Origin of the sequence: Paenibacillus sp. P36 (assembly GCF_045866505.1) — a bacterium.
GTDB classification, from domain to species: domain Bacteria; phylum Bacillota; class Bacilli; order Paenibacillales; family NBRC-103111; genus Paenibacillus_E; species Paenibacillus_E chondroitinus.
This window is the reverse complement of sequence record NZ_AP038372.1, coordinates 1,476,072-1,500,497: the sequence shown is the minus strand read 5'-3', so window position 1 is coordinate 1,500,497 and position 24,426 is coordinate 1,476,072. Positions and strand designations below refer to the sequence as shown.

Genomic DNA, 24,426 nt, shown 5'->3' with positions numbered 1-24,426 from the left:
TTCATGCTATTTGTTCTTTTTTTCCAACGCTTTTAACAAAACTACAACAGATTCGGCTCTTGTTGCGTTAGCTTGCGGAGCAAACGTATTCTTGTCTCTGCCTTGCACAATACCCGCTTGCTTCACGAAAGCAACGCTGCCTTTGGCCCATGTCGGGATCGTCTCGTCATCCGAGAAGCCCGTAGCCGCACTTGCCGTCGTGGATGCCCCCATCGCGTTTGCGATAATGACGGCCATTTCGGCACGTGTGATTTGGGCATCCGGGCGGAAGCTGCCATCTTCATAGCCGTGAATGATGCCTGCTTTGACTGCTTTTCCGATAGCTTGCTGCGCCCAGGCTCCGATTTTGGCATTGTCTGTGAAGGTTAGTTGCGCTCCTTCGCCTTGCAGTTTCAACGCATTCATGAGCATAACCGCGAATTCAGCGCGCGTTACCGTTGAATCCGGTTTAAACGTACTGTCCGGATATCCGCTGACGATGCCTCCACTAACCGCATTTTTAATGCTAGCTTCTGCCCAATGTCCTGCAATATCCCGGAAAGCTGGGTTGCCAGAAGGTTCCTTCGTTGGTTCGGTTGGTCCGACAGCGAATACCGCATATTTTGTAAAGTGATTCACCGCTACAGTAATTCGATCGCCGTTCACAATGCCTCCAGCGACTTCAACCCATTGTTTCTGCACTTCGTCATAATAGAAGACAGATGGTCTTTGATCTTTTTGAACAGCCGATGGGTTAAAAGATAAGCTCAATGTGACCGGTTTACTGAAGTTCTCCGTGAAGTTTTTCAAAATCTCAAAGATCGGGCTCACAAGAATCTCTTTACCCGTAATTAGATTTTGAGTGTTCACTAATTTTTCAATCGATAATTTCAATTCTTTCAATGCAGCCCCGACAGGAATAGAAATGGTAATGGAATCACCTAAACTAACTACTCCTGATTGACCTACTTGAAGTGTTAATTGACCATTTGTTGCAGTCACAGAATTAGGATCGGAGTTTACGGATCCAGAGTTACCGGCATCATCATGTTCATTCTCATGCTCATCCGTAATTTCCTGTGCCGCGCGATTAACGGTAGTTGTATAAGTCTTCTGAGTCCCGTTTTGCGCTGTCACGACAATAGTAATTGTGTTCGCCCCGACAGTTAATGGAATATTCCCGCTAGTTTGGCTGCTCAGTACTGGTGTTCCATTAACAGTCATCGTCGAATGGCTATCAGCCAAAGTGCCTGTTACCGTAAGACTGGATACTGCATTCGCTACATTGGACGTGTAACTCGTTTGCCCCGATGCAAATGCCGGCGTCAGCGCTCCGTTCGAAAGCGTCAAATTGCTCAAGTCTGCGTTCTCGCTCAAAATAGGCGCGCGTTCAACAGTCAGGCTATACGTATTGTTTGTCGTACCATCCTGCGCAGTTACTACAATGCTAATCGTGTTTGAACCAACGTTCAAATTGCTAGCACTGTAGGTATAAACATCGCCTGTTACAGAGGAATAGGTTGCACCCGTTACCGTAATCGTTTCACTAGGCTCAGCCTTTTCTATAAACATGTTTAGATTAGAAACCGTATTAAGCACTTCCACTTGATAATGAAGCTGTGCGTTCGAGAAATCCGGTGTTAACTTCCCTTGATCGACCGACAAGTTTGCAAGCAGTGCATTGTTGCTAATTCTCGTTACATCGATCGTGTAGGTTTTCGTCGTGTGATTCACAGCTGTTACAACAATTTCAATGTGATTCACGCCAACATTAAGCGCAATATCCGCACTTGCCTGACCGCTTTGTACCGTTTGGCCTTTTACAGTTACACTCGCGCCAGCATCCGCTGTCGTTGGCGTAACCGTCATGCTCTCAACGTTATTGGCTACGCTTAACGTGTAATTCGTCGTGCCAGCTGCAAAAATCTCATTCAAACTTCCACGGCTAACACCCAAAGCGCTTAAATCAGCATTTGAGCTTAGCTCACGGGTAACCTTGACCGTTAATGCTGTTGATGAATTGCCAATCGCGTCCGTTGCTACGATCTTAATATCATTGTCGCCCATTGCCAGCTTCGACAAGTTAATAGGCAGGATCGCTTTGCCGCCAACTGCTGTTACATTCGTTCCAGCCTGTAGCACAGTCGTATTTCCGACCATCGCCGTGACATTTGCACCAGCTTCGGTATCAACGATGATGTTGAAGTTATCCGTTTGTGCTGTGTTATTCTTGTCTGCTGACCCATCTTCGACAGGTACAGCCGGCGGTGACGTATCCTTCGTTACAGGTACTGTCAATATGCCGGAAGCAGCCCCCATACCATCTGTCACAACAATTTCAATGTTGTTTAGGCCTTCTGTAAGAAGTGAGAGATTAATGGGCAGTGTTGCTTTGCCGCTTACAGCTGTCACACTCATTCCCGATTCTAGAACATTAGTGCCGCCTACTTTCGCTGTCACCGCTGCTCCCGTTTCTGCATTTACGATGATGCTGAAGTTTGCGTTCTGGGTCGTACCTGCTTGCGGCGCTGTTCCATCTTCCGTAGGATCAGTTGGCGGAGTCGTGTCTATTGTTACCTCAACGCTCAGTTCATTTGACGCATTGCCTGTGGCGTCTGTTGCGACAACTTCAATCACGTTAGATCCTTCCGCAAGCTTCGTAAAATCAATAGGCAGCGTCGCTTTGTCGCCAACAGCCGTTACACTTGTTCCCGACTGGAGGACGTTCGTGGCTCCTACTTTCGCAGTCACGGTTGAACCCGTTTCCGCGTTTACGATAATGTTGAAATTCGCGTTCTGCGTCGTTCCTGCTTTGTTGGCCGTTCCGTCTTCCGCCGGATCATCTGGAGATTTCGTATCCTTATTGACCGTAATTGTTAAGGTAACGGACGTGTTACCAACGGCATCTTTCGCCTCAATTACGATACTGTTCGTTCCTTCCGCCAGCTTCGTTACATCAATTGGCAGATCGGCTTTATTATTCGCCGCCGTTACTTCCGAACCAGACTGCAGCACATTCGTGCTTCCCACTTTCGCCGTCACCGTTGTTCCATTTTCAGCGGTTACGATGATGTCAAAATTGGCATTCTGCGTCGTGTTATCTTTGTTAGCCGTTCCGTCTTCGACTGGTGCAGCCGGTGGTGTTATATCTTTGGTCACAGGTACTGTCAATGTGCCAGAGGCATTCCCCATACCATCTGTTGCAACAATCTCAATACTGTTTACGCCTTCTGTGAGGAGTGAGAGATCAATAGGCAGTATTGCTTTGCCATTTGCAGCTGTCACACTTGATTGCAGAACACTGGTACCGCCTATTTTCGCTGTCACCGCTGCCCCTGATTCTGCATTTACGATGATGCTGAAGTTTGCGTTCTGGGTCGTACCTGCTTTCGGCGCTGTTCCATCTTCCGTTGGAGTACTTGGCGCAGTCGTATCTATCGCTACCGCAACGGTCAAAGCATTAGAAGCATTGCCTATCGCATCTGTTGCCACAACTTCAATCACGTTTGATCCTTCAGCGAGCTTCGTAAAATCAATAGGCAGCGTCGCTTTACCGCCAACAGCCGTTACACTTGTTCCCGACTGCAGGACGTTCGCGCCTCCTACTTTCGCTGTCACTGCTGAACCCGCTTCCGCATTTACAAAAATGCTGAAATTCGCGTTCTGCGTCGTTCCCGCTTTGTTGGCCGTTCCGTCTTCCGTTGGAACATTGGGTGGACTCGTATCCTTATTGACAGCAATCGTCAAGGCAGTGGAGGTATTACCAACAGCATCTTTCACTTCAATTGTGATACTGTTCGGTCCTTCCGCCAGCTTCGTTACATCAATCGGCAGATCGGCTTTATTATTCGCCGCCGTTACTTCCGAACCAGACTGCAGCACATTCGTGCTTCCCACTTTCGCTGTCACCTTGGCCCCATTCTCTGCGGTTACGATGATATCGAAATTGGTATTCTGCGTCGTATTTGCTTTGTCTGCCGACCCGTCTTCTAGCGGCTTGTTCGGCGCTATCGTATCTTTCGTTACGGGTACCGTCAGTGTACCTGATGCGTTTCCTGCTGCGTCCGTTACAACAACGGCGATCTGATTGGCGTTTTCAGCAAGCTTCGCCAGATCAATTGGCAGCGATGCTTTCCCATTAGCCGCTTTAACATCAGTGCCAACTTGCAGCACATTTGAAGCGCCAACTAACGCTGTCACCTTAGCATCGGTTTCGGCATTAACGACAATATTGAAATTCGTATTCTGCGTCGTTCCTGCTTTATCCGCCGTTCCGTCCTCCGTTGGTACAAGAGGTGCAATCGTGTCTTTCGTGAGCGTAACCGTTAATTCTTCGGAGAAATTGTCCGCTCCAACGGTAAAAGCAATCACAATATCGTTGCTGCCCTCTGCTAGCTTCGTGATGTCAATAGGCAGTGTTGCTTTGCCGCTTGCATCCGCAGCAACATTTGTTACTGTCTTTAAAACATTTACGCCTGCCACTTGAGCTGTGACAACCGCTCCATTGACAGCATTATTTACTTTGATGCTAAAGTTCACATTTTGCGCGGTTCCCGCTTTATTCGCCGATCCATCTTCTGTTGGCGCTTTATAAATCTCTACAATATTCGAAGCGGCCGATTGCTGCCCGTCTTTGTAGTTAACCGTATTTCCTTTTGCTTTAACTTTAAACGTATACTTGCCTGGGCCTGCTGAACGCATAGAACTCAGGAAATCTGCACTTAGCGTACTGGCACTCGTCAAAACTGCGCTGCCCCACACCGAATCATTGCGATATAGCTGTACCTCGTAGCCTGCTGCGCCTGCCACTGGATTCCAAGTCGCGATTCCGTCTTTTGACAGTTTAACGGTTGTCGCCTGACCTAATGCAGCGGATGTGTTTGTTACTTTTATTGCAAACGTCTGCGATGCTCCATTACTCGAATGAAAAGTAAACGTCTGCCATCCTTCAGCCAGTTGAGACAAAAACTCTTTTTTCAGCGTTACAACACTACCTGTCACCGTAAAATCAGTACCTTGGGTCAGTGTCGTGCCTCTGTTGCTGACAGTGATGCTCTTGAGTGTATTCGTCAAAGTCACCGGAATGTCCGCTTGCTGCATCATATTGATATTGAAGAAAGCTAAGGACGGAACCGCAGTAGAAGCAACTGTATGCCAACTATCCCCATTATCTGTCGACTCCAGATAAGTGTCATAATCTCCAGCGGCATAGAACTTTCCATTTGTGTAGGAAACGAACTGCAGTGCGTTATAATTATCCGTATCTTCTCTAACTGGCGGTAACCAAGTCACTCCATTATTCGTTGACTTATAGATCGTACCGATCTCATCTACTGCAATGAGTACACCATTCCCATAGGAGACAGAAGTAAGTTTGTAATCTGAAATCGCCGTGGGATTTACCGTCCAAGTCGTTCCATCGCTTGATGTAGCCACCGTTCCCCAGTTGCCGACAGCAACATACTTGCCATTAAAATAAATAATGGAAGTCATCGCAGGAACCAAGTTCAAATTAACCTTGGACCAATTAACACCGTCTACTGACCCTTTAATGAAGCCATCATTCCCATTTCGTCCAACGGCCACATAGCGAGATCCATCATAGATCACATTGCCAAATGATCCGCCATACGGGTATTGCCAATTCACTCCATCGGTGGAAACCACGATGCCATCATTGCCAAGCTGCATAAATACACCATTTGCATAAAAGGCATTTTGAGATGTCATTGTGGAGCCTTTAGGTTGTTGTTGAAAAGTAGTACCAGTTGCATCCGTCGACTTAAAAATACCGCCATAAGACGTCCCATCATAGCCGAATAAGTAATATTTGAAATTTACAGTGTCATATAAGCCTCCAAATATTTGGCTCGACGTGTTGCCGGCTGCTCTGAATGGACCAGACCAGGTAATACCATCAAGGGATGTATAACTTGATCCCAAAGCGTCATTGGCATAAAAACGATTATTAAGACTCAGCACAGAATTAATAAAGAATGAACCCGAAAGCTTCGTATGCTTAGTCCAAGTACTTCCATCTGTTGACGTATGTACATAACCGCCAGAATCACCGATGACGATCGCCTTGTCGCTGACCGCTATGGAAGTCAAATTATTGCTCGTCCCAATCGTCATCGACGACCAAGTTTTGCCGTCAGATGAGGTAATCACCTTGCCACCCGTCGTAACCGCGAAAAACTTATTGATCCCGTTTTGCACATAAGCAACTCTATCAATTCTGCTCGATATCGTAGAATCGCGCTGCGTCCATACGGTTCCGTCCGGAGACGTCATGACCGTCCCTTGATCTCCGACAGCAACGAATTGATTGCCACCGAATGCAACGCCGGTATAGGTCACATCCAGGCGTAATCTATCCGCGGCTATTTGCCAATCGAACCCATCGGTTGACTTCAAAATCTTGCCGTAGTAGCCCACCGCCACATACACATTACTTCCAAAAGCGGCGCCTGTTATAGGCTCGTTCGGAATTACGCTGTGCTGATCACCTGGCTGCTGAGTTGCGGCCATTGTCTTTTGCCCCAGCATCGTTCCAAAAACGAGCAAGAAACAAATGAGCATAATGCCTGCTCTTTGTAGATTTTTTAACAAATTATCCCTCCTCAACGATCTGTCAATAATAAAATGCATGACCAGTAAAGCTTATCATACGGACTTCTATTTTCACATGATAATAAGATTAAAATGATTGCATTATTTCCACTAGAAACATAGATTGTCAAATATTATTCGCAATTAAAAAAACCGAGCATGGGTATGCATCGGCGGCTTTTTATCAGTATCAAATTAACGCAAGTTTGTACTCTTCTATCAGTTCAATATTTCTCTTCTGATCCCTCGCGTAATCCTTAATCATCTGCTTAATATTCGGATAGAGAACTATGCTGTCCAGTTCAGAAAATGAAACCCATCTGACACCGGTTTGATTCTCATCGGGATTCGCCGGGAGAGACGGCCTGGAACCTTCTTTTATCTGGCAATCAAACATCAAACTTAAGCAGTGCGGCGAATTGCTTTCATACGTTGTAATTAAATGCGGAACATGTTCGGAAACAAAGGCAAGCGGCCCTACTTCTACATCCACAGCAGCTTCTTCCAAAGCCTCTCGCTTCACTGCTTCTATGACGGACTCCCCAGCCTCCACGCCACCTGCCGGAAGGTTGTAATGAATCCCGTTTTTATCCTCAAATTGTATAAGCAGAACAGCATCATTTTCGATAATAAGCGCACACGCTCTTACCCGGATTGGATAAGTCAATCTAATCATCGCCTTTCGATAGGTATCGTACACAGCTACTGCAGAACTTGATTTTCAGGTAAATGAAAGACGGAGATGACCCCCTGAATGTGATAAGCAACCTTCACCTCTGTTACAAAACACAGAACCGCACTCGTTGGCCGATCGCGAACCGCAATCATGGTCATCCCCAAAACTTCAGCATGCATACGCACAATATAGTGAAACTTCGTCGTTCCGTCGATGCTTAATGCTTCAATTGTATGTTGAGCAATCTTAATATCCTGCTCGCTTAACCCTTTTTCGAAAATGGACGAAATATCGTGCAATAAATCGGGGAACTCATCTATTTCAACCCTTGTCCCGGCGACTGCTTCATCCTCTAGCATATCAGGATTTCCAGATAATTGCTTTACGTTATTTTTGAATCCGGACATTGCCATATAGATCTTCGTGAAAAATGAATTTAACATATTGGATTGCCCCTCCCGTTTGCTGAGTGCAACTTTGTTACTTGTGCGTCTCGTAGCCAATTTGGAACAGTATTAGATATATTGTTTGGATAGTAAAAAAAGAAGCTGTTTCCTAAGCAGAACAATCTGCCGTATGGACATTCTCTTTTCGTTAAGTTAATGCCTTCTCAAATCTTTAAGCATAAAGTAATAAAGGAAGTACAAGGCACTATTTGAGCTAAAATAGTCATTTTGAAGGTCTAGACGGAACTACAGGGCTTTGATATGAACGCACTCTGTCAAGCCCCCATTTTAGTACGAGAGTAATTGAGTGTTTTTTGTAAGCAAATAACTCGGCACAGGAGCAAAATGCAAGCAACGGCTAGCATCCTGATATTCGCGGGCTGGTTACCGCAGTTAATGACTTTCGTTAAGAAGAGCTTCCTGTAAACTATTGTCGCACGCAGCTATTAGCAAACCTATAGTTGTGCATAAGGCCTCACACGGACTCTCTTCAACCCCTACTTTGCTCCTGGGCCCAATTATTGCTTTTGTTTCACCATACTTAGGTATCTTATTCCTGCTAAAGTATCGACTGTCAAGGCCGCGAAGCGCAACGTTTAGCCTTGACAGCTCGGATGATTTGAAGACTATGTCTTGTCCCAGCCTGTCGGCTGGGCACTCTAAACCCTGTTGTCGGTTTTAGGCCGTTACAGATCGTTCGACTTTACACGCGATTTCCCAGATGAATCCGACTAGTTCTCGCGCAACTGCTGTTACAGCTACATTAGATTCTTTTCCACGGTACACAAGTTTACAGTATTTGCTGTTCAGCCGTATTTGCGCTCTCCATGAGACAGCCAGAAGTTCGCCTTCCTGACCTTCCATTCGTTTTCTAAGTTCCCTGCCTATCGATGGCTTATGACGATAACTCCAACTTGATTCGACCAAAGTGCGACGAACTCCACGATTACCCGCCTTGGTAATACTTCCTCTTCGCGTACTAAGTCCTGTAGAATGCTCTCGTGGGACCAGGCCAAGGTAAGCCATGAGCATGGCAGGATTTCGGAAACGTGTAAAACAACCTATTTCAGCAACAAGCGTAAGCGCCGAGATGATGGCTACCCCTTTTAATACCTGAAGTGCTTTAACGACTGGACCCAAAGCCCCTTTTTGAGCATATTGAATAATGCTCGCTTCCAGACGTTGAAGGCGACTTTCGGATTCATGAATCGCCTGCAAATATTCTTGAAACATGAGCTGATCAGATTCTCTTTCCCATTTCAAGCTGGTCAACCACTCTCTGTAATTTCGTGTCCAACGATTTTTGATGGCAGGTGGATGAGAAATTTGACGCCGCAGAAGTAACTTTAATACCCGCTGGCGATCTCGATGGAGATCCTCTTTCGCATCCTCTCTTGAGCGAACAAGATCGCGAAGAGCTTCTTGTTCAGGAGTTGGTACGTGCACAGCTGTTAGTTCTCCCGCGCGAAACAGTGTAGCAAGACGAAGGGCATCTCGTTTATCTGTCTTAATTTGATCGCCTGTCCGGACTGGAATGAGGGAAGGGGCGATAACTTTACAAGTAATACCGAGCGCAGTTAGCCAGTGAAAGAGTACATAACCCGTTGGGCCAGCTTCGTAACAAACTTCTAAGTTTTCAGCATTGCCGAGTTGTCTCATTATTTTCTTTACGAACTCCAGTTTATGAGGGAAGTGCCCAACGAAGCGAGGTTCGTCGCGTCCAGCGTCTGCAACAGCAACAGAAATCTTGTCTTTAGATACGTCTAAACCTATGAATTTTGTGGTATGCTTCATATTAACAGCTCCTATTTTGCTTATTAGCTCTGGATTGGTATGGATTGATTGTTCATTACCAGTTTAGCCTACGATTCAGCAAATATTAGGGGCTGTTGTGCGTTCATCATAACTATTTATGTTTTAAACCTCACATATGGACTGAGATAGGCGAAATAGAGGATCATAGTTCCCGTTCTCTGAGGGAATCGGTAAATTTAAAAGTAATAGAGGAATGTAGTTCCGCTAAGGTCAGTGCTATACTACCAACCCTGTAAGCCATCTCATCTCCATAATGTTGCGAAGAAATAACTCCCAGACAAAAAAAGGAACCCAGCCAACGGGGCCGGGTTCAAAAAGTTTATATTAAAAAGGGGGTCTTGGTTATTATATTACCCTCCAAACATTATGGAACCATAACAGGAATATTTCATTTATGTTACAAAATAGAAAACGCTTTATTCTTTTCCTCTTTAAGCACTTCTATACGCTTTTTTAGGCTTCTATACGTTTCTATACGTTTCCATACGCTCTTACACGCCTCAAAACGCTTCTACACGCTCCCCCTGCTCATTTTGTAGACTTCTCAGAATTTGTGTTTAATCTGTAAATCGCCCAAAAAGGGTTGCACCTTTCCCCCTGCTAGCATATAATAGTAATAATTAAATTAGAATTATTATAAATAAGGAGGGACCGTATGAATACCGAATACGACTACCACCATCTTCGTCACGTAAAAAAACAAACAAAATCCAGAAAAACATTGTGGGTAACCCTTCTGCTAACTGCCTTTTTCACCATTGTAGAAATCGTCGGCGGAGTGCTCTCCAATTCGCTCGCGCTGCTCTCGGATTCGGCCCATATGATCTCGGACGTCATCGCTCTGGGCTTAAGCATGATTGCCCTGCATCTTGCAACCCGGCAGCCGAATGCCCGATTCACGTTCGGGTTCCTGCGGTTTGAGATCATCGCTTCATTCCTAAACGGCCTCGCCCTCTGCGTGATCGCCTTGGGAATCTTCATCGAGGGCATTCAGCGCATGATTCATCCCCAGCCGATCCAGCTTGGCCTTATGTTAGGGATTGCTTCGATAGGTTTCATCGTCAACCTGGTGCTCACCTTGGTGCTCCATAACAGCGTGAAGGAAGAGGATAATCTGAATGTCAAAAGCGCCCTCTGGCACTTTTTTGGCGATTTGCTCAGCTCGGTTGGCGTCATCGTATCATCCATTATTATTTATTACTCTGGATTGCTCATCTTCGACCCACTCATCTCCATGGTGATTGGCGGCATTATTTTCATCGGCGGCAGCAAAATCATTCGTGAATCGTACCTGATTCTCATGGAATCCGTGCCGGAGCGTTATAACCTGGACGAAATTCGCAAGCAGATTGCCTCTGTGGAGGGTGTAGAAGATGTACATGAAATGCATCTTTGGGCCGTTTCGACGGACCATTATTCCTTAACAGCCCACGTGTTCATCAGTCCGAACATTCAACCGTTTTGCGTCATTCTGGCCATCAATGAAACGCTCAAAAGCAAATACGGCATCGAGCATGCCACGATTCAAATTGAGCATGCCGAAATCAATCCGCATGGGGAGTACGGTAAAGCTTTCTTGAAGCACCAAAACAGTTTGAACTCCGCTTCCAGCAGCTCCCTACCACTCCTTTAATCCAAAAAAAGATAAGACCATCGATCTCTCCCCCAAGTGATCAATGGTCTTTCTTATTTTCCTGAAGATTTCCGTACGATCATCTCTAGATCAATAAACAGTTCATGCCCTGTCACACGTGGCAAGTATTCCTCCAGCAGCTGCGTGTTCTCCTCGTCCAACTCTTCCCCAATCTGCCGCATGAGAAAGGCCGCAACCAAGCTGGTTTGCAAATCAACCGGCATCTCAAAGCTGGTGATAGACGGATAGCTCGACTTCGAGAAAAACTCATTATCCATCCCAATGAGCTGTATCTCTTCGGGTACGGATATCCCACGTTCGTGGCAAAGGGCCAGAAGCTCAAGCGCCAAAGCATCATTAAACGTATAGATCCCGATAGGCCGCAAATCCCCGCTTAAGCGCAGCGCTTCATCAAGTGTACCGGCAATTCCAAGCTCGCCTGCATCCAAAAGCGCATGCACGGTCGACTCCCCACGATCGCTTAGCCCAGCCATAAATCCTTGGATACGTTGTTCGTTAGCTCCCATTCCTTTGCTTCTGCCTGCATAAATCACGGAGCGGCAGCCGTTCGCCAGAAAATGCTGAACCGCCTCCGAAGACGCTTTCGCAAAATCCAAGTTAACCGCCATTTTGACGATTTCGTTCGGCCAGCCCCACCCATTGAAGATGACAAGGGGCGTGCCCTCTCCGACTAACTGCTGCGTAGAGTGCATGCTCATCGCCAAACCATGGCTGACCAAACCGTCTACTCTGCGCTGTAATAAATGCTCCAGATGGCGCTGTTCAATCTCCGGATCCATACCGGCCGCCGAGAAGATGGACAAATGGTAGCCAAAATGATGCACCTTCTGCTCCAGGTTCTCCGCAAAACGTCCATAATAGCCGCCAAAATGCGGAATAATCAACCCGAGCTCATAGGACCTGCGGCGGCTCAAATTCGTCGCCATCACATTCCGGCGATAGCCTAACCGAACAACGGCTTCTTCCACCTTGCGGATCGTTTCGGGCGCCATCGGCACCTTTCTGCGATTGATAACATTCGATACGGTAGCAATGGAAACGCCGGCTTCCGAAGCCACATCGACAATTGTCGGCTGTTTACTTTTATTCACATGATTTCCCTCATTTATGAATCGCTTTAATTTATTCTATCGAACAGCCAATCTCTCGTCAATTAGAACAGTAAAAGTAAATTTTCCAGAGATTGACCAATCGATTCAAGTTTCATCCTGACAGTCCTTATGTGTGTAACCGCATTGTATAAAATACAACGAGAACACGCTACAGACGTACTCATTCTTCTTTTGGTTGGATGAAATCCAACTACAATGGTTAAAAAGCCTCTAAATCCATTCAAAATATATAGCTTTGCTGGATTCTGTCCAATCAAATAGGCATTTAGGTATCTAAAATCGCCTTTTCGTTGGAATTCATCCAATGAGCTTGGCTTAGACACCTCCTACTAAAATCAAAAAAACTTGACCGCAACAACGGCCAAGTTTCCATTCATTCCTCATGATGCCCGATCAGGGAAATAATCTGCTTTTTCAACTTCAGGAAAGACTCCGAATCCTTCACATCTTCCACGTCACGCAAACCGGGTGGAATGACGACTTCCTTCCGGATTGTGCCCGGATGCGCCTGCATCACATACACACGCTGGGAAAGGAAGATCGCTTCCTCGATATCGTGCGTGATGAACACGACGGTCGTCTTCTCCTTCTCCCAGATGCGCAGCAGCAGCTCTTGCATCGAGTTTTTGGTCTGCGGATCGAGCGCTCCAAAAGGCTCATCCATGAGCAGCACTTCCGGATTGTTGGCGAGTGCTCTTGCGATCGCCACCCGCTGCTTCATCCCGCCGGAGAGCTCCTTCGGCAGCGATCTGGCGAACTTTTGCAAGCCGACAAGCTCCATGAAGTGATCGGAAATGGCTCTTTTTTCGAAAATAGGAACACCCTTCAGCGTCAATCCGAACTCGATGTTTTCCCGCACGGAAAGCCACGGAAACAGCGTGTAGGATTGGAACACCATTCCGCGATCAGCGCCAGGTCCATCAATCTCATGCCCCGAAATGCTCAGAGATCCTGTCGTCATCGTCTCTAGACCGGCAACAATTCGCAAAAGAGAGGACTTCCCGCAGCCGGAAGGACCAACGAAACTCACAAATTCATGTGCATCCACATGGAAGGAAACTCTGTCTAGCGCTACGAACTGCGACTTCTTCGAACTGTACACTTTCGTTATATCGGAAGCTGTAATTTTGCTCACTCGTAACTCTGTTTCATGCAAAGGTTCATTATGTAGGGCTTGTTGTGCTCGCATCAGTTAACGCCCTCCTTCCAGCCATGGGAAAAATCTGCGGTGACAATAAGCAAAGGTACGGTCCGTCATCAATCCGAGCAAGCCAATAGCGATAATACCCACGAAGATTTGATCCGTATTCAGGAACCTTTGCGCCTTCATGATGGAGAACCCCAGCCCGCTGCTTGCCGCAACCAGCTCTGCCACCACAAGATAGGTCCATGCCCAGCCAATAATTAAACGTAAGGTGTTCATCAAATCAGGCAGCAGCGCAGGGATCAACACTTTCTCAATGGCTTGCCAGCGATTAGCGCCAAGGGTGTACGAGGTTTGCAGCAAATCGTTCGACACCGATCGCGTATTGTCTGCCACCATCAGCATGAGCTGGAAGAAGCAGCCGATGAAAATGACGATGACCTTCGCCCACTCCCCGATTCCGGCCCAAACCATAATCAGCGGAATGAACGCCGTAGCCGGCATATAGCGAATGAATTCGGTCGGCGGAACGAGCAGCGCTTCTGCAAAACGAAACGTACCCGCCAGAATCCCAAGCGGAATCCCAAGCAAACAAGCAAGTAAAAATCCCGCGCCTACTCGGAAAATACTAATGCCAACATGATGCCAAAAAGTGGAACTCTGCAGCTGAATGGCAAATTGGCGAAGCACTTGATCCGGTGTCGGCAAAAAGGTTCGATTAACCAAATTGCCATAGCTGAGCACACTCCAAAAGACGAGTGCCAAACATATAATGAGAACAATGCCTGAAACATACGTTTTACGATTGATGTCGCCTCGTATGGCAAACAACTTGGATTTGCGTCTTTTTTTCATAGCCGTTTCCATAGAGCACCTCTCACTCACCTGTTATTTCTTTCGCTCTTTCATCACTTCTTCGACAAAGTGTCCGTCCAAGAAGCTCTCTGCTTTCGGGATGGTGCTAAGCATATCCAAGCTTTTCAAGAACTCGGCTGTTTTCTGCGATGTGTAATGCAGGGAGCTGTACGAATCACCTTTTTGGAAGGCTTTCACATTATCGTCTAACTGGAATATTTTCACGCTGTCGACTCCAGCTTTGTATTCGACCACCGGCGTCTCGGCCGCCTTCGCCATAATTTGTAGCGACTCTTCCGGATTAGCTTTCCAGTAGTCCAGCGCATCGAACCAGGCATTCAGAATTTTCTTCACGTCTTCCGGACGATTTTTGGTAATTTCTTCTTTAAACACGAGCAAGTCAGGAATGAGTCCAGGCGTATCCTTGGAGGAAAATAACAGCTTGCCTTTGCCCTCTTGAATCGCTTTGCTCAGGAATGGTTCCCACAGTACGGCACCATCCAGGTTGCCTGAGATGAAAGCAGGTCCTGCATCGTTCACTGTCATATTGGTGTAAGAGACGTCTTTCTCAGCAAGGCCGGCCTTCTCAAGCGCCGTTAGCATGAGCAGGTGATCAACCGTTCCTAGCTCCGTTGCTACTTTTTTCCCTTTTAAATCCTGCAGCGAATTGATGTTAGGTTTGACTACGACGCCATCTCCACCATTGGAGTTATCGTTCACAAGGACCGCCTTGAGTGGAATCCCTTTGCTTGCAGGAGCAAGCGTATCACTTAAAGTTTGGCTATTCGCATCAACTTTGCCGGACGCAAGGGCAGATAAGGAGTCACTGTACACGGGGAACCAAACAAGATCGACCTTTACGCCATTTTTCTCAAAGAACCCTTTTTCCTTCACCAAATACCAAACAAACCAGCCCGGCCATGGACTTAGCGCCAATTTGATGGGTTGATCACTGCCACCTGCTGCCTTACTTGCTGCCTCTTTGCTCGTGCATCCGCTCACGACTGTAAAAGCGAGTAACAACGCCATCATCAGAAATACCATTCTTTTTCTCATTCTGATTCTCCCTCTCCATTTAAACTGGTAAAAAGAAAAACCCGGAACGATATCATATTCTGATATCCTCCCGGGCTTTTATCCCTCCGTGTGCACGATGACCTTCACCGTGTGTCTTCTCTTGGACCAGACCGACAGCCTTCATCTGCCGCGGAACCCTAGAAAACAAGTTTGCTATGAGGTTGTAACTAACTCTTACATTTGTCTATATCATACTTACATCCTAGACTTATGTCAATATACATAACACAAATAATTATTTTGTTGTCAAATCAGTTAATTGTGTAATAATATATTACATAATAACAACGAGTTTGGAGGTGCAGACGATGTATTCGATTCATTTCCACTTAAGTATGTTAGATATCACAATGGCAGCTGCGTCAAAAAATGAAACCATCCCTGCTGCAGCACCAAGTCAGGAAGAACTGGCCATCAAGCATCCTCTCCAGACCTCCCCTATAGATAACGCTGATTGGGCGGAGACGAACGCGCTTCCCCCGGCAAATTAACCCCTGTATGCACAAAAGCCCGACACCCTGTCGCTCAGGGTATCGGGCTTTATTCTTAACTCTTACACACCTAACCATTTCTTGAATAAATGTTTCGTTGTGTCTGCATTCAATGCTGCGATGGAAGTCGTCAGCGGAATGCCTTTCGGACAAGAGCGTACGCAGTTCTGCGAATTACCGCAGCCTTCGATACCGCCATCTGTCATCAGCGCATCCAAACGCTCGTCTTTGTTCATTTCACCTGTTGGATGAGCATTGAACAAACGAACTTGAGAAAGCGCGGATGGTCCGATGAAAGAGTTCTTGTCATTTACGTTCGGACAAGCTTCCAGACATACGCCGCAAGTCATGCACTTGGACAACTCGTATGCCCATTGACGCTTCGACTCGGCCATACGCGGTCCTGGACCAAGATCGTACGTTCCGTCGATTGGAACCCATGCTTTGACTTTCTTCAAAGCGTTGAACATGCGTCCACGGTCGATGACAAGGTCACGCATAACAGGGAACGTGCTCATCGGAGCTACGCGAACCGGCTGCTCCAGCTTATCGATCAAAGCCGAACAAGCTTGGCGCGGCTTACCGTTAATGACCATGGAGCAAGCTCCACAAACTTCTTCCAGACAGTTGGATTCCCAACAAACTGGCGTTGTTTTATCACCACGCGCGTTTTTTGGATTACGTTGCACTTCCATCAAACCGCTGATGACGTTCATATTGGGACGATAAGGAACTTCAAATTCCTCGGTATAAGGCTTAGAATCCGGACTCTCTTGACGAGTCACGATAAACTTCACGGTTTTCTGTGCGCTTAGTGTCTCAGCCATGATTAATGTCCTCCCTTTTTCTTCTCCGTGGAGTAATCACGTTTCCGCGGTGCAATCAAAGATACATCAATGTCTTCATAGCTGATTTTCGGACCTTCCGGCGTCCAATCGGCAATCGTTGTTTTCATGAAATTGTCATCATCACGTTCAGGGAAGTCAGGCTTGTAGTGCGCGCCACGGCTCTCGTTACGCATTAATGCACCCACCGTCATCGCTTCAGCAAGCTCGAACATGTTCCAGAGTTGGCGTGTGAACGCTACCCCTTGGTTGTTCCAACGAGCTGTATCTGTAATGTTGATGTTGTTGTATCTTTCTTTCATGTCTTTGATTTTATTGATTGTATCTTCAAGACGATCATTGTAACGAACAACCGTCATATTCGCATTCATCATGTCGCCAAGTTCTTTGTGCAGAACATAGGCATTTTCTGTCCCGCTGTTCATTTTGAGCAAGCTCTCGTAGCGGTCTTGGTGACGTTTCTTCTCACGATCGAACACGATGGAAGACGTATCATCCGCATGTTTCTCTAGGCCGCGAATATACTCAACCGCTTTAGGACCGGAGACCATACCGTCATAGATCGCCGAAACAAGGGAGTTCGCGCCCAAACGGTTTGCACCGTGATGCTGATACTCACACTCACCTGCAGCGAACAAGCCCGGGATGTTCGTCATCATGTTGTAGTCAACCCACATACCGCCCATGGAATAGTGAACCGCAGGGAAAATCTTCATTGGGATTTTACGCGGATCATCGCCCATGAATTTCTCGTAGATTTCCATGATACCGCCAAGCTTGATATCAAGCTCTTTTGGATCTTTATGAGAAAGGTCAAGGTAAACCATGTTTTCGCCGTTAATACCAAGCTTCTGATCGATACATACGGAGAAAATTTCACGCGTTGCGATATCACGAGGCACCAAGTTTCCGTACGCCGGATATTTCTCTTCAAGGAAGTACCAAGGCTTCCCGTCTTTGTAAGTCCAAATACGACCGCCTTCCCCACGTGCGGACTCTGACATCAAGCGAAGCTTGTCATCGCCAGGAATCGCCGTCGGGTGAATTTGAATCATTTCACCATTCGCATATTTAACGCCTTGTTGGTAAACAGCGCTTGCTGCCGTACCTGTGTTAATAACGGAGTTCGTTGTTTTACCAAAGATAATACCAGGGCCGCCTGTTGCCAAAATAACAGCGTCAGCCGGGAACGTTTGGATCTCCATGCTGCGCAAATCTTGAGCCGCAATACCACGGCAAACATTCTCGTCATCCAGAACGGAGCCAAGGAATTCCCAGTGCTCGAACTTCGTTACGAGACCAGCTGTTTCCCAGCGGCGTACTTGCTCATCAAGTGCATACAGAAGCTGTTGCCCTGTTGTTGCACCCGCAAATGCCGTACGGTGATATTTCGTTCCGCCGAAACGACGGAAATCAAGAAGACCTTCCGGTGTACGGTTGAACATAACACCCATACGGTCCATCAAGTGAATGATGCCTGGTGCTGCATCACATAATGCTTTAACTGGCGGTTGATTCGCCAAGAAATCTCCACCGTAAACGGTATCGTCAAAGTGCTCCCACGTGGAGTCCCCTTCACCTTTTGTATTCACCGCACCGTTAATGCCGCCTTGCGCACATACGGAGTGGGAACGTTTAACAGGAACCAAGGAGAACAATTGCACGTGAACTCCGGCCTCCGCTGCTTTAATTGTCGCCATGAGTCCCGCAAGGCCTCCGCCGACGACGATGATTTTCGAATTAGCCACTTCTGTTCACCCTCCCTTAATGCCCCGAATGCGCTTCTACCGGAACTTGAAATTGCGTATCTGTAAATGCAGTCAAAGACATAATAAACATCACGGACATCACCACGAACAATACCATCCAAATAATGGAGGAGTAACGTTGTGCGCGAGGTCCAACCGTAATTCCCCAGCTTACAAGGAATGACCATAAACCGTTGCAGAAATGGAATGTCGCTGAAACGATACCAATCACATAAACCGTAAACATAACTGGATTCGTCGCAATGTCATGCATTGTCATGCCGAGATTTTCGTGTGCAACATTGCCCAGTGCAACTTGCAGACGAGTCTCGAACAAATGCCACGCTACGAACAGGAACGTAATAACGCCGGTTACCCGTTGAAGCATAAACATTTGGTTACGGAAATAGCTGTAGTTCGAGACGTTATTACGTGCTTGATAAGCCACATAAAGTCCATAAACGGCATGGTAAAGAAGCGGAAGCCAGATGCCCACGATTTCTAACAGCAGGACCAACGGCAGACCGTTCAACCAGTTAATTTGATCCACGAATGCTTCAGGACCCTTCGTTGCTTCATAGTTAGTGAGCAAATGCTCAATAAGGAAGAAGCCCACTGGAATTACACCAAGCAAAGAGTGGATCTTTCGAAAGTAATACGAATTACCCATAATGTAACCAATTCCCCCCTCAACAAAATTTCATAAATACCATCCGACATGTTCTGACAAAACAAGCCACATACCATTCTACTCTCGCCGCAAACGAGCGTCAACCCATAATCATCCACGCCTATTTTACACCTAATTAGTAAGCGAATATACACGGTCGTCCAATAAATGTGAATAAAAAGTGACATGTACATCGTACCTCTTCTACGCTTATAATGGAAGTGCCGTTTTTTTATATATACTTATAACTAATTTGCATATACGAATGAATACGGAGATGAAAAAAACATGGAACTCTTGGATGTTTTCGCTGTTGTTGTCGAACAAGTGAGCCTGAATAAAGCGTCACAGCTGCTGAATATCTCACAACCGGCTCTTTCACGCAAAATCATGAAGCTGGAAGAAGAACTCGGCGTGGAGCTATTCATCCGCAAAGGAAAACGTCTTGAGCTGACCAAAGCAGGTCAGATCTGCTACGATCATGCGCTCGAGCTTCGCCACGTGGAACGGAAATTCAAGCAAACCCTTCAAATGTACAAAGCTGCAGGCACGCATTCTTCGATTACGGTTGGCGCCAGTTTAACAACTTTGCAGGCTACACTGCCGGATCTGATAACAGATTACTTGCAGGTTTATCCGCTCACAGAGATTAAACTGCTTACAGGCAAAACGCATGAAATCGTGACCATGGTCAAAGAAAATAAAGTCGACATCGGTATCGTCGCTTCCCAAATCAATGCATCAAGCCTGCACTGCGAGCCGTTGTTCGATGATCATCTTTGTCTGGTGCTTCCGCTGGGGCATCCATTCATTGATCGAGCCCAAATTACGATGAGCGATTTGAACGATCTGCCGATGATCCTTTTCTCCAAAGGCACCTGGTATCGCATCCTGATGGATGAGCTCTTCCATCGGTATACGATTTTTCCTAATGTCCAAATGGAAATCGATTCTTTCGAGGCGATCATTCGGCTCGTATCTACCTGCAAAACCGCGACGCTGCTTCCTAAGTCGTATCTGCGAGAAGATTTGATTCAGAATAATGAGTTAATTCTGCGCTATTTAGTAGAACTAGAGCAAACGAAGCGAACCACTTCGCTGATCTACTCGGACCAGGCAACTGACAACCCGGAGTCCCTTAAATTCATCGAACAAACGATCAACTACTTTGCCAAACACAAATAAACCTCCAATTCGCTCGGCATATCGAGCAAATTAGAGGTTCTATGCTAATAGACAAACTTATAACCCACGCCCCAGACCGTTCGGATCCGCCTAGGCTCTTTGGGATTGTCTTCGATTTTTTTGCGAAGATTGGCAATATGCACATCAATCGCACGATCGGTGACATAGGAATCGAAGCCCCGGACGGTTTGCAATAAATCTTCTCGCGTGTACACGCGACCAGGATGATTGACGAAACATTTCATAATTTCAAATTCCGAATACGTCGTCTCGACCAGCTGCCCCTGAACAATCATCGAACGGGTTTGAAGATCGAGGGTAATCTTGTTTTTATCCGCGAGCAGCGCCTCATCTGTTTCTGGCTTTGTATCGTAGCGTACCGCCTGGTTCATACGTGTGTTGTCACCCGCATTTTGATACAAATTGGAACGACGAATCAAAGCATGGACTCTAGCGCTCATTTCATGCATGCTGAACGGCTTACACATATAGTCATCGGCTCCAGCCCCCAGCGCAGCCACCCGTTCAACCACTTTATTTCTCATCGAGACAATCATGATCGGCACACTCAACGTAGTTCGCACCTGTCTGCACAGTTCAAGTCCGTCCATATCCGGCAGCATAAGATCCAGCAAAATGACGTCAGGAGCAAATGGTTTAACCGCTTCAATCCCCTTTTGCCCCGTCTCCATTCGAATGACTTCAAAGCCTTCTTCACCCAAATACATGGAGATCATATCGCCGATCATAGGATCGTCTTCGATTATTAATACTTTGTACATTCGGAGTCCACCTTCGCCTCGAAATTCTCTCGTTGAGACTTACAAGACGGAACCATCAGCTTCCGGCCCGTCCGACTTCACTTCAAGTCCCAGCTTTTTCGCTACAAAAGCCGTTGTGCTTGCCTGGAACAGGATGGTGATCAGCACAGCCATAAAAGTCACACTCGCTATGAGATCACTGTGCGCAATCCCCATGCCAGCCACCATTCCGCATAAAGCCGCTGGAATGACACCTGTTTCACGAACCCAGAACATAAATAAAATCTCATTCCATTTCCACTTCGCTTTACGATCCGGCCACGTACAGATCAACACCGTCAGCGGACGTGCGATAAAAATAAATACGAAGATGACACCCAAACTCGTCCAAAAATGCTCGAGGATGACCGGGAAATTCACTTGGCTTCCCAGAAGAATAAAAATTAGCATTCGCATGATAATCGTAATATTTTCGGAAAAATGCTCCATTTCATGGCGCTTATCTTCCAAATCGAGCTTGAACGTGCCGGCGTTCCCCCAGATCAGTCCCGCTGTAAAAGTCGCCATAAAGCCGCTAACACCTAGCATTTCTCCTGCGATATATGCTCCTAACGAAGTAACGACCATCGCAATCGTTGCATAATCCTTCAACATGCCAAGTTTCATGTGGGCGGTAAGAAAGGTCATCGCATAGCCGATAACAGCCCCAAGCAGAAGCCCTCCGAGTGCCGTTTTAACAAAATCAAGTGTGCTTGAAAGAAGCGAAACTTCCTGCGTGCCCAGGATGACAGCAATTAGCGAAAATGTCAGAATGGACGCCGTCGCATCATTAAAAGCCGATTCACTTTCAACGGTCTCTCTGACTTTGCGGCGGATTTTCACTTGTTTAAATACCGGAATGAGCGTTGCCGGATCTGTTGATGCAATAATTGCCCCAAGGAGCAAAGCATACAACCATGGCAGCTCCAGAAGGAAATGCGAAGCCGCTGCAACGGCCACGCAGGTGATGATCACACCGGGAATGCTAAGCATGCCGACTGTAACCCAGACTTGCCGCAAACCGGTGAGCTTGATGTTGCGTCCCCCGTCAAAGAGAATTAGCGCGGAACCGATAACGAGAATGAATTGATTCGTAAACGAGGCGCTTGGCTCATAAATCCAGTGGAAAGCTTGTCCCGCGATCATTCCTGCTACAAGAAACATGGCAACATCAGGAAGTTTAAGCCAATTGGCCGCCTTCCCGAACAACATCCCTAATCCGAAAATGAGCACGAGCAGCACAATGACATGTTCGATGAGCTGAGAGGTTGAATTCTCCATCTTATCGGATAACTTCACTTTCAAATTCTTCGATTTGATCGTTCGTTCCGATGATCACCATGATATCATTTTCGTTCACCACATCAGTAGCGGTAGGCGCGATAATAACACCTGTTTGCTTGTTAACCGCCACCACACTGCAGCCGTATTTGGCACGTGGATCTAATTGTTTAATCGTAAGACCACATAACCTTTTCGGCACGGAGAGCTCTGCAATCGTATAATCTTTGGAAATTTCAATATAATCCAATAAATTCGGTGAATTGAGCTGATGAGCTACGCGTATCCCCATGTCACGCTCCGGATAAATGACGCGGTCAACCCCTAGCTTCTGCAAAACTTTCCCATGCAATTCAGACAGGGCTTTGGCTACCACCTTTTTAACCCCTAAATCTTTCAAGACAATTGCTGTTAAAATACTGGACTGAATGTCGTCCCCGATCGCTACGACTGCGCAATCAAAATTACGCACTCCCAGAGACTTCAGCACATCTTCATCCGTGGCATCCGCCACAACGGTATGCGTAAGCTCATGGCTCATTTCGTCTACCGCTTCCTCATCCTTATCGATGCCAAGCACCTCATTGCCCAGCTTAATAAGCTCTTTGGAAATGCTGGCTCCGAATCGCCCAAGCCCGACTACCACATATTGCGTTTTCTTCATTTGTTAAGCTTCCCCTATCCAATCGTGATTTTACCCTCTGGGTATCTATATAATTCCTTCTCTTGTTTCGGCTGAAGCGCATAAGCGAGCGTGATCGGGCCAAGGCGCCCGGCAAACATCGTCAAGCTGATGAGAATTTTACCGAAAAGTGTTAAATCGGGCGTGAGTCCCATCGTCAGTCCTACCGTCGCGAACGCGGAAGTGACTTCAAACAAGATTTTGAGCAGCTGTGAATCTTCCGTGGTCGATAGCAGCATGGTAACCGTAATGACCAGAAATAAGGCAATCATCGTTAACGTAATCGCTTTAAGGATACGGTCCTTTGCCAAACGGTAGCGGAAAATGACAATATCCTCTTTCCCACGGATCATCGTGACAATGGCTGCGATCAAGATGGTAAAGGTCGTTGTTTTGATACCGCCGCCTGTGGAACCTGGAGATGCCCCGATAAACATGAGAATGACCATGAAAAATTGCGTAGCTTGACGAAGCGCGCCAATATCCACTGTATTCGGTCCTGCGGTCCTCGGCGCGACGGATTGAAAGAAGGAAGCTAGTATTTTGCCGCCTAAATCAAGCGAACCTAAAGTTCTGTTATTTGTATATTCGAATATAAAGATGATAAGAGCTCCTGCAACGATAAGAAGGCCGGTCATGCTTAGTACAACCTTGGAGTGCAAAGAGAGCTTCCTTGTTTTGCGATAATCCATTGCATCCGACATCACAATAAAGCCTAATCCCCCTAAGACAATAAGAGCCATCGCGACAAAGTTAACAACAAAATCGTCTGCATATCCTGTAAAGGAAACGAAAGGAGCATCGACTGTGCCGAATAAATCAAACCCTGCATTGTTAAACATGGAGATCGCGTGCCAAATGCCGAAATACAGTGCTTTAGAGAAGCCGAGGTCAAAGCTCCAACGGATCGTGAAAATAACGGCCGCAATTGCTTCAATGGATAAGGAGTAAATAATCACTTTACGGATCAAACGGACAATGCCTTCCATGCTCCCTTGATTGAAAGCCTCTTGAAGCACCAACCGTTCCTTGAGGGTAATTTTCTTGCGGAAAACAAGGGCAAGCAGTGTAGCCATCGTCATAAACCCTAATCCGCCAATCTGAATTAAGGAGACGATGACGATCTGTCCGAACATGGTATACGTACTTCCCGTATCAACAACAACGAGTCCTGTCACGCAAGTCGCAGAAGTTGAAGTAAACAGCGCATCAATAAATGGGACGGATTGACCGGTCGCTGAAGCAATCGGCAGTGTGAGGAGCCCTGCTCCGATAAAGATGATGACGGCGAAGCCAAGAACCAGAATCTGTGGCGGTGTCATCTGCCAAACACTTATTTTTTTACGCATAGAAC

18 protein-coding genes and 1 riboswitch are annotated in these 24,426 nt (G+C 46.6%); of the genes, 3 read left to right on the top strand and 15 right to left on the bottom strand.

The annotated features are described in order from the left end of the window. Nucleotides 1–6 precede the first annotated feature (6 nt). From ACKTT9_RS07030 to ACKTT9_RS07015, 4 genes are all read right to left on the bottom strand, one after another. Nucleotides 7–6,591 carry a cadherin-like beta sandwich domain-containing protein gene (locus ACKTT9_RS07030; protein WP_407870992.1) on the bottom strand — a complete coding sequence of 2,195 codons (6,585 nt, stop codon included), beginning with the start codon at nt 6,589–6,591 and terminating at the stop codon, nt 7–9. A gap of 190 nt (nt 6,592–6,781) precedes the next feature. Further along, the gene (locus ACKTT9_RS07025; protein WP_407870991.1) at nt 6,782–7,258 is read right to left on the bottom strand and encodes an NUDIX domain-containing protein; all 477 of its coding nucleotides are present in this window, start codon (nt 7,256–7,258) and stop codon (nt 6,782–6,784) included. 35 nt (nt 7,259–7,293) lie between these two features. After that, nucleotides 7,294–7,710 carry a hypothetical protein gene (locus ACKTT9_RS07020; RefSeq protein WP_407870990.1) on the bottom strand — a complete coding sequence of 139 codons (417 nt, stop codon included), beginning with the start codon at nt 7,708–7,710 and terminating at the stop codon, nt 7,294–7,296. A 681-nt stretch (nt 7,711–8,391) separates the two neighbouring features. Then, nucleotides 8,392–9,507: an IS110 family transposase gene (locus ACKTT9_RS07015; protein WP_407869224.1), complete on the bottom strand. Its 1,116-nt coding sequence runs from the start codon at nt 9,505–9,507 to the stop codon at nt 8,392–8,394. Between the two features lie 676 nt (nt 9,508–10,183). On the opposite strand from ACKTT9_RS07015, the gene ACKTT9_RS07010 reads away from it, so the two are divergent. Beyond that, nucleotides 10,184–11,161, top strand: coding sequence for a cation diffusion facilitator family transporter (locus ACKTT9_RS07010; protein ID WP_407870989.1), 978 nt, complete (start codon nt 10,184–10,186; stop codon nt 11,159–11,161). 53 nt (nt 11,162–11,214) lie between these two features. Here ACKTT9_RS07010 and ACKTT9_RS07005 read toward each other — a convergent pair whose 3' ends face one another. The 4 genes from ACKTT9_RS07005 to ACKTT9_RS06990 all read right to left on the bottom strand — a co-directional run bounded on the left by ACKTT9_RS07005 (nt 11,215) and on the right by ACKTT9_RS06990 (nt 15,349). Next, nucleotides 11,215–12,273 carry a LacI family DNA-binding transcriptional regulator gene (locus tag ACKTT9_RS07005; protein WP_407870988.1) on the bottom strand — a complete coding sequence of 353 codons (1,059 nt, stop codon included), beginning with the start codon at nt 12,271–12,273 and terminating at the stop codon, nt 11,215–11,217. A gap of 394 nt (nt 12,274–12,667) precedes the next feature. Continuing rightward, on the bottom strand, nt 12,668–13,483 hold the full coding sequence (locus tag ACKTT9_RS07000; RefSeq protein ID WP_407870987.1) for an ABC transporter ATP-binding protein: 816 nt from the start codon (nt 13,481–13,483) through the stop codon (nt 12,668–12,670). Between the two features lie 3 nt (nt 13,484–13,486). Then, complete coding sequence (locus ACKTT9_RS06995; RefSeq protein ID WP_407870986.1) at nt 13,487–14,305, bottom strand: ABC transporter permease; 819 nt, start codon at nt 14,303–14,305, stop codon at nt 13,487–13,489. Nucleotides 14,306–14,326: 21 nt separating this feature from the next. Then, a complete protein-coding gene (locus tag ACKTT9_RS06990; protein WP_407870985.1) occupies nt 14,327–15,349 on the bottom strand; it encodes an ABC transporter substrate-binding protein in 1,023 nt (340 codons plus the stop codon). Nucleotides 15,350–15,414: 65 nt separating this feature from the next. Continuing rightward, a riboswitch (guanidine-I (ykkC/yxkD leader) is annotated at nt 15,415–15,522 on the bottom strand. A 156-nt stretch (nt 15,523–15,678) separates the two neighbouring features. On the opposite strand from ACKTT9_RS06990, the gene ACKTT9_RS06985 reads away from it, so the two are divergent. Then, entirely contained in the window at nt 15,679–15,861 is a 183-nt protein-coding gene (locus ACKTT9_RS06985; protein WP_157319608.1) for a hypothetical protein, read from the top strand. A gap of 62 nt (nt 15,862–15,923) precedes the next feature. Here ACKTT9_RS06985 and sdhB read toward each other — a convergent pair whose 3' ends face one another. Genes sdhB through ACKTT9_RS06970 form a run of 3 tightly spaced genes read right to left on the bottom strand, consistent with a single transcriptional unit; the run spans nt 15,924 to nt 19,124 of the window. Beyond that, on the bottom strand, nt 15,924–16,688 hold the full coding sequence (sdhB, locus tag ACKTT9_RS06980) for a succinate dehydrogenase iron-sulfur subunit (RefSeq protein WP_127452857.1): 765 nt from the start codon (nt 16,686–16,688) through the stop codon (nt 15,924–15,926). A 2-nt stretch (nt 16,689–16,690) separates the two neighbouring features. Then, nucleotides 16,691–18,454, bottom strand: coding sequence for a succinate dehydrogenase flavoprotein subunit (gene sdhA / locus ACKTT9_RS06975; RefSeq protein ID WP_127452859.1), 1,764 nt, complete (start codon nt 18,452–18,454; stop codon nt 16,691–16,693). A gap of 16 nt (nt 18,455–18,470) precedes the next feature. Further along, nucleotides 18,471–19,124: a succinate dehydrogenase cytochrome b558 subunit gene (locus tag ACKTT9_RS06970; protein WP_315953269.1), complete on the bottom strand. Its 654-nt coding sequence runs from the start codon at nt 19,122–19,124 to the stop codon at nt 18,471–18,473. A 288-nt stretch (nt 19,125–19,412) separates the two neighbouring features. On the opposite strand from ACKTT9_RS06970, the gene ACKTT9_RS06965 reads away from it, so the two are divergent. Further along, a complete protein-coding gene (locus ACKTT9_RS06965) occupies nt 19,413–20,309 on the top strand; it encodes a LysR family transcriptional regulator (protein WP_407870984.1) in 897 nt (298 codons plus the stop codon). A gap of 44 nt (nt 20,310–20,353) precedes the next feature. On the opposite strand, the gene ACKTT9_RS06960 is transcribed toward ACKTT9_RS06965, so the two are convergent. Genes ACKTT9_RS06960 through ACKTT9_RS06945 form a run of 4 tightly spaced genes read right to left on the bottom strand, consistent with a single transcriptional unit; the run spans nt 20,354 to nt 24,421 of the window. Further along, nucleotides 20,354–21,091, bottom strand: coding sequence for a response regulator transcription factor (locus tag ACKTT9_RS06960; protein WP_407870983.1), 738 nt, complete (start codon nt 21,089–21,091; stop codon nt 20,354–20,356). A 39-nt stretch (nt 21,092–21,130) separates the two neighbouring features. Further along, nucleotides 21,131–22,390, bottom strand: coding sequence for a cation:proton antiporter (locus ACKTT9_RS06955; RefSeq protein ID WP_407872981.1), 1,260 nt, complete (start codon nt 22,388–22,390; stop codon nt 21,131–21,133). Between the two features lies 1 nt (nt 22,391). Continuing rightward, nucleotides 22,392–23,054 carry a potassium channel family protein gene (locus ACKTT9_RS06950; RefSeq protein WP_407870982.1) on the bottom strand — a complete coding sequence of 221 codons (663 nt, stop codon included), beginning with the start codon at nt 23,052–23,054 and terminating at the stop codon, nt 22,392–22,394. A gap of 14 nt (nt 23,055–23,068) precedes the next feature. Continuing rightward, nucleotides 23,069–24,421 carry a TrkH family potassium uptake protein gene (locus ACKTT9_RS06945; RefSeq protein ID WP_407870981.1) on the bottom strand — a complete coding sequence of 451 codons (1,353 nt, stop codon included), beginning with the start codon at nt 24,419–24,421 and terminating at the stop codon, nt 23,069–23,071. Nucleotides 24,422–24,426: the final 5 nt, after the last annotated feature.

Excerpts from the sequence above, each read along its gene's own strand:
- ACKTT9_RS07020 (WP_407870990.1), bottom strand. The coding sequence starts at position 7,710 with ATGTTAAATTCATTTTTCACGAAGATCTATATGGCAATGTCCGGATTC.
- ACKTT9_RS07015 (WP_407869224.1), bottom strand. The coding sequence starts at position 9,507 with ATGAAGCATACCACAAAATTCATAGGTTTAGACGTATCTAAAGACAAG.
- ACKTT9_RS07010 (WP_407870989.1), top strand. The coding sequence starts at position 10,184 with ATGAATACCGAATACGACTACCACCATCTTCGTCACGTAAAAAAACAA.
- ACKTT9_RS07000 (WP_407870987.1), bottom strand. The coding sequence starts at position 13,483 with ATGCGAGCACAACAAGCCCTACATAATGAACCTTTGCATGAAACAGAG.
- ACKTT9_RS06995 (WP_407870986.1), bottom strand. The coding sequence starts at position 14,305 with ATGGAAACGGCTATGAAAAAAAGACGCAAATCCAAGTTGTTTGCCATA.
- ACKTT9_RS06990 (WP_407870985.1), bottom strand. The coding sequence starts at position 15,349 with ATGAGAAAAAGAATGGTATTTCTGATGATGGCGTTGTTACTCGCTTTT.
- ACKTT9_RS06985 (WP_157319608.1), top strand. The coding sequence starts at position 15,679 with ATGTATTCGATTCATTTCCACTTAAGTATGTTAGATATCACAATGGCA.
- sdhB (WP_127452857.1), bottom strand. The coding sequence starts at position 16,688 with ATGGCTGAGACACTAAGCGCACAGAAAACCGTGAAGTTTATCGTGACT.
- ACKTT9_RS06970 (WP_315953269.1), bottom strand. The coding sequence starts at position 19,124 with ATGGGTAATTCGTATTACTTTCGAAAGATCCACTCTTTGCTTGGTGTA.
- ACKTT9_RS06965 (WP_407870984.1), top strand. The coding sequence starts at position 19,413 with ATGGAACTCTTGGATGTTTTCGCTGTTGTTGTCGAACAAGTGAGCCTG.
- ACKTT9_RS06960 (WP_407870983.1), bottom strand. The coding sequence starts at position 21,091 with ATGTACAAAGTATTAATAATCGAAGACGATCCTATGATCGGCGATATG.
- ACKTT9_RS06955 (WP_407872981.1), bottom strand. The coding sequence starts at position 22,390 with ATGGAGAATTCAACCTCTCAGCTCATCGAACATGTCATTGTGCTGCTC.
- ACKTT9_RS06950 (WP_407870982.1), bottom strand. The coding sequence starts at position 23,054 with ATGAAGAAAACGCAATATGTGGTAGTCGGGCTTGGGCGATTCGGAGCC.
- ACKTT9_RS06945 (WP_407870981.1), bottom strand. The coding sequence starts at position 24,421 with ATGCGTAAAAAAATAAGTGTTTGGCAGATGACACCGCCACAGATTCTG.